This is a genomic window from Bartonella sp. ML70XJBT, from assembly GCF_028618425.1.
Taxonomy (GTDB): domain Bacteria; phylum Pseudomonadota; class Alphaproteobacteria; order Rhizobiales; family Rhizobiaceae; genus Bartonella.
The window spans coordinates 1-5066 of the sequence record NZ_JAQISX010000044.1 but is presented as its reverse complement, the minus strand read 5'-3'; the positions used below and the strand labels follow the sequence as shown (position 1 = coordinate 5066).

The following is a 5066-nucleotide window of genomic DNA, read 5'->3' as shown; positions in this document are numbered from 1 at the left end:
GAAAAGACCTTTCGGAAACAGAACAACGGTTGCTTCACGAGATGATAGAAACCTATCAAGGCTTAAAGATGATGTCACGTATTATGAAGTGGATTGCCTTCATTATCTTTATCTTTGTAATGGATTTGTCGCGTTTCATAGACGCCATAGAGAATAGCTTCTCACACTTTAAAAAATGGATAACAAAAAGTTAGAGTACTTTTAATTTTTCATACAATTATTCTTTGAAAAGGTCGGAGTGAGTTCCAGTGCGAATAAGATGTAATTTATCTCCTTCAATTCGATAAATAAGCAGCCAATCTGGTTCGATATGACTATCATGATATCCCGCCCAATCACCCTTTAGTGGATGATCACAATAATGCTTTGGTAATGGCTCCTCTTCAATTAGCAGACTTAACAGTGTACGCAGCTTATTCATATTTTTACCGCGTTTTTCCGCTTTGCGCACGTCACGTTTAAATTGTCGTGAGCGAACAGGTATCAGCATATTAAATGCCTAAGTCCTTAAAAAGAGCATCAGCATTTTTAAATGTCTCACCCTTACCCTCGTCTAATTCCTTTATAGCTTTACGTGTGACACTATTAGGTACTTTAAGCTCAAAAGGTAAACAACCTTCTTCAGCTACACGCAAGAATGTTATACGGATAAGATCTGATGCACTTAATCCCATGCGTTCTAAAGTAATCATAGCTTGTTTTTTCATTTCAGCAGGAATGCGAGCGCGAACAACAGAATCGGCTTTCATGATTTAGCACCTCCATTCATAACCTCTATTATAATGTAGCTACATTATAGCTTCAAGTCAATTTTTTAGAATTAGAGACCCTTTGGACAGCAGGTACGGCAAAAAAACACCTCGAAAAGAAGTGCTGATTCGTAATTGCAATATATAGATGGCGATGCTATTTAATAGCGTAATAGATTTTATACATAAGGTGGTTCAAAAGGTGGTTTTGTTTTTAAGTAATTTTATTAATTCATTGAAAACAGTTGATAAATTGTTATAAAATGGTACATCTCGACCGCACCATCGGCGATTAATTTCTCTGTAACGAGAAGAAGTTATATAGAGAGGTGGTCTATGCAAATTATAGAAAACTTTTTCCCATTATAGAGAAATATTTCTTTGTGTGTTATTTTTGGTGTTTTCTTCATAGTTTGTTCATCTTTTATTACTTTATTTGTACATTTAAAGCGTTATATTTTTTATAGGTGGGGTAGAGTTACTGTGAGAAGTAGAGTGATTCTAAGATATTTTACACTTCTTATTTGTATTGCTTTATTATCAGCATGTAGTGATTCCCGTGCCGTCCTGTGGCATGGGGTACATGCAACCCCATCTATGATTGCAGTGCAAAAGGAAGTTGAAAGCAAACCAATTCTTCCGAAAGCTATTGTTCCGGTGTATGTTGCAACAAGTCGTATGATGCAAAATAATTACGCTCAGCCTTATGGCTCAGAGCGATCGAATAAAGTACATTATAATCGCGTTGATGTCGGAATTCCTCAGCAACATGTAAAGGGACTTGTTGAAATAAATGCGTATAAACCTACCCATGATAAGTATTTTGCAGCAGTCTCATTGCAAAAATATGATAATAAAGAACAGTTTAAACAACAATTAAATGCTGCTTTAGAAAAAAAACCAAAAGGAAAAAGAGAAATTTTTCTTTTTATCCATGGTTATAATAACAATTTTGCAGATGGCACATTTCGTACTGCTCAGTTTACATATGATTATTCTTTAGATGTTGTTACTGTGCATTATTCGTGGCCTTCTGCTGGATCTGTCCCTCTTTATATTTATGATCGTGATAGCGCCAATTTTGCTCGGGATGGACTCATAGAGCTTTTAACACTTATCAGTAAAACCAAGGCGGATCGAATTTCTGTTATTGCCCATTCTATGGGTAACTTCGTTATCATGGAGGCATTTAGGACCCTAGCATTACAGGGAAAATATGAACCTATTCGTCATATTACAAGTCTTTTAATGGCAGCGCCAGACATTGATATTGATGTATTTGAACGCCAACTTAATGATATTAAAAAACTACCTCAACCAACCGCCATTTTAGTATCTCGTGCGGATAAAGCACTCGCTGTTTCAGGACGTCTTACCGGTGGACATCATCGGGTGGGAGATGGTTCTGACATTGAAATGTTACGTAAAAATGGCATAGCTGTTCTTGATTTCTCTCATGTTGATGGTGGAACGCATGATGTTTTTGCTTCTTCACCGACGTTGATGGCTCTTTCTCGAGAGGGGTCTTTGGCTTCAACAATTATGCAGGGTACAGAGTTATCACCTAGTCAGGCGCTTCTTGCTGATAGTAGCAGTGTATTAGAGAAAACGACACATCTTATTCTTTATACGCCTTTACGTTTTCTCTCTCCACGGATTCCAGGTCGATAGCAAAAAAAGAGGAGCGGTAACTATCAAATAATGTATTGGAGGAATATTTTTTAGCACTTTCTTTAGAATGGCTTTGTAAAATAAAACGAAATAGCGAGATGAGGTGTAAAAAGCTATTATTAGGTGGATTTATGATGATTGCGCGGAAAAGCTATGTCAATACCCCTGCAATTGTTGATTATTTATCTCATTCCGCAATTAAGTTGTTAGAAATTCATGCTATGCTTGTGAAGGTGAGAAAAGGTGATATGGGGGAAAAACCAAATTTATTGCGTCAAATTGATTCTACAAAAAAACAATTAGATGAAATAAGCCATGCTCTTATTTTAGAATATCGTAAACGCCAAGAAAATGAGCGCTTTTTAAAACAAATTTTGCTTTCCATTTCCGATCAACTTTTTTCACTTAACAATGGTTTTAAGGAAACTGGACGTCTTTTCTTTCAAGAAATTAGAATACTACAATCTCAGATACAATGTTTATATGAAGGGAAGGAGAGGTTGCATTTGTTGAATAACGAAGAATATCTTTATTCTCCATCAAAAATTGATGAAATCATTAAACAGTTACAAAAAGCGCGAGAAAAGCTTATTATTGAAAGCCCACATCTTTTTGAAAAAGAATGTTAAATTAAAAATATTTTCTCTTTAATCATAAACAGTACATTTAAATTGCAGTTATCGTTCACTTCGTTTCGTACAATATCAGTTCATAGGGCATTCCAAGTGCTATTTCAAAGAGAGAAATATATTAACTATGCCGTATGCGGAAGAATATCTGATGATTTGAAAGAAGTGAGAGGCAGCAGAGGTATGCGTTGATTTACAAGATTTGGCTCTCCTTAATCTAGTTTCTGAAAAATTAAAAATGATTGACGAAACAGCCAATCATGATAGAAACTGCAATCACAATGTTTATTTTATAAGTAAACAATGTTTCGTTACTATAATGTACAGCCTTGATACAAAAGAAAAAAAGCCAACAATTACCTTCAAATCTTCGCTTTTGACACTTGTTTTTTCACGGTTCATTGTGATAATTTTTTCCTTATTATTTCAACTATATAACACTTATATTACTCTCAAAATGGCAGAAGAGATTTATACAGATTCTCTTGTTGAAGTGGGTGAAAGCAAACAGATTTGTGCAGATATTCTTGAGTGGAATCATAGCCAAAATATAAATCAAATCATCTGTGATTATGCTCCTTTGTCTACACAGACAGTGAACTTGACCTTGGATAACACATTGATTTATAATGATAATCTAGCGTTATTCATATTGAATTAGAACACCGAATAACGTAAGATTCTCTCACTTCAAAGCTGTTTATCTTGAATCAATCAAAATCATTCCCTTGCACGTCAAAAGCGGGGCTGGCGTGTGGGTAAAAATTGTTAAAGAAAGGACTAAAAATGGCTCTTATGAACCGTCTTAATGCAAGGTCTGTCGCAACATTGGGGGCTGGCAAATATAATGATGGTGCTGGCTTGCTTCTTCATAAGCGTAAAGATGGGGGTGCTCAATGGCTTTATCGCTATACCCTTCACGGGCGCCGCCGTGAAATGGGCTTGGGTGCCTTGAGAGATGTTTCTTTAAAACAAGCCCGTGAATGTGCAAATCAATGGCGTTCTGTTTTACGTGAAGGTCGTGATCCCATTCAAGAACGCAACAAACAAAAGCGTGAAGCAATAAGCAATCTCCATTATTTAAAAGATATTGCTTTAGAGACTTTTGAAAGTCGGAAAGCTGAATTAAAAAATGATGGTAAAGATGGGCGTTGGTTTTCGCCTTTAAAACTGCATATTTTACCCAAATTAGGTTGCCTCCCCGTTTCAGAGATTACACAAACAGAGATACGCAACACGCTTTCCCCTATTTGGCATTCAAAAGCTGCAACAGCTAATAGGGCTCTTATTCGTCTCAATATTTGTCTCAAACATGCGGCTGCTCTAGGATTGAATGTTGACTTACAGGCAACAGAAAAAGCGCGTGCTCTCTTAGGTAAACAACGCCATAAAACACAAAATTTTCCAGCCATGGATTGGAAAGATGTCCCTGCCTTTTATAAAACACTTTGTCAAAAAACAACTATGACACATTTGGCATTACGCTTGCTTATCCTTACAGGGGTTCGTACGCGTCCTTTGCGTCATATTCGTGAAGATCAAATTGAAGATGATGTTTGGACAATTCCTGCTGAAGGTATGAAAGGTAGACGTGATGCTACAATAGAATTTCGAGTGCCTTTATCATCTGAAGCATTAAAAGTGATTAAAGAAGCGCATCCTTTGTCTCACAATGGTTTCCTTTTTTCTGCAACCGGTCGCGGTCCTCTTGCGGTAAATTGTATGGCTCAATATATGCAACAGACTGGACTTGATGCCTGCCCGCATGGTTTTCGATCTAGTTTACGCAATTGGCTTGCTGAAACAACCGATGCCCCCTATGAGGTCGCTGAAACTATTCTAGCTCATACAGTGGGCGGTAAAGTAGAGCGTGCCTATCGTCGTACTGACTATTTAGAACAGCGCCGTGTCTATATGGATAAATGGGCGGCTTATGTTACAGGTCAAGCTTAAGATATGGGGTGTAATACCCCATTATCTGTGGATAACTTTCTCTCTCTCTTCTCTCATTCTTTCT

6 protein-coding genes are annotated in these 5066 nt (G+C 37.0%); 4 read left to right on the top strand and 2 right to left on the bottom strand.

Annotated elements, in window-relative coordinates:
* On the top strand, positions 1-194 hold a 194-nt coding region (locus tag PVV65_RS08910), incomplete at its 5' end, for a hypothetical protein (RefSeq protein WP_273789918.1).
* Between the two features lie 23 nt (positions 195-217).
* Here PVV65_RS08910 and PVV65_RS08905 read toward each other — a convergent pair.
* Together PVV65_RS08905 and PVV65_RS08900 are read right to left on the bottom strand one after the other, a co-directional pair.
* Positions 218-490 (bottom strand): type II toxin-antitoxin system YafQ family toxin, encoded by a 273-nt coding sequence (locus tag PVV65_RS08905; RefSeq protein ID WP_273789917.1) that lies wholly within the window; start codon positions 488-490, stop codon positions 218-220.
* A gap of 1 nt (position 491) precedes the next feature.
* Positions 492-749, bottom strand: coding sequence for a type II toxin-antitoxin system RelB/DinJ family antitoxin (locus PVV65_RS08900; protein ID WP_273789916.1), 258 nt, complete (start codon positions 747-749; stop codon positions 492-494).
* Positions 750-1232: 483 nt separating this feature from the next.
* Here PVV65_RS08900 and PVV65_RS08895 point away from each other — a divergent pair, with 483 nt between their 5' ends.
* The 3 genes from PVV65_RS08895 (at position 1233) to PVV65_RS08885 (ending at position 5002) form a co-directional block, all read left to right on the top strand.
* Positions 1233-2420, top strand: coding sequence for an alpha/beta fold hydrolase (locus PVV65_RS08895; protein WP_273789915.1), 1188 nt, complete (start codon positions 1233-1235; stop codon positions 2418-2420).
* Between the two features lie 134 nt (positions 2421-2554).
* Positions 2555-3049, top strand: coding sequence for a hypothetical protein (locus PVV65_RS08890; RefSeq protein WP_273754353.1), 495 nt, complete (start codon positions 2555-2557; stop codon positions 3047-3049).
* Between the two features lie 786 nt (positions 3050-3835).
* Positions 3836-5002 carry a site-specific integrase gene (locus PVV65_RS08885; protein ID WP_273789914.1) on the top strand — a complete coding sequence of 389 codons (1167 nt, stop codon included), beginning with the start codon at positions 3836-3838 and terminating at the stop codon, positions 5000-5002.
* Positions 5003-5066 lie beyond the last annotated feature (64 nt).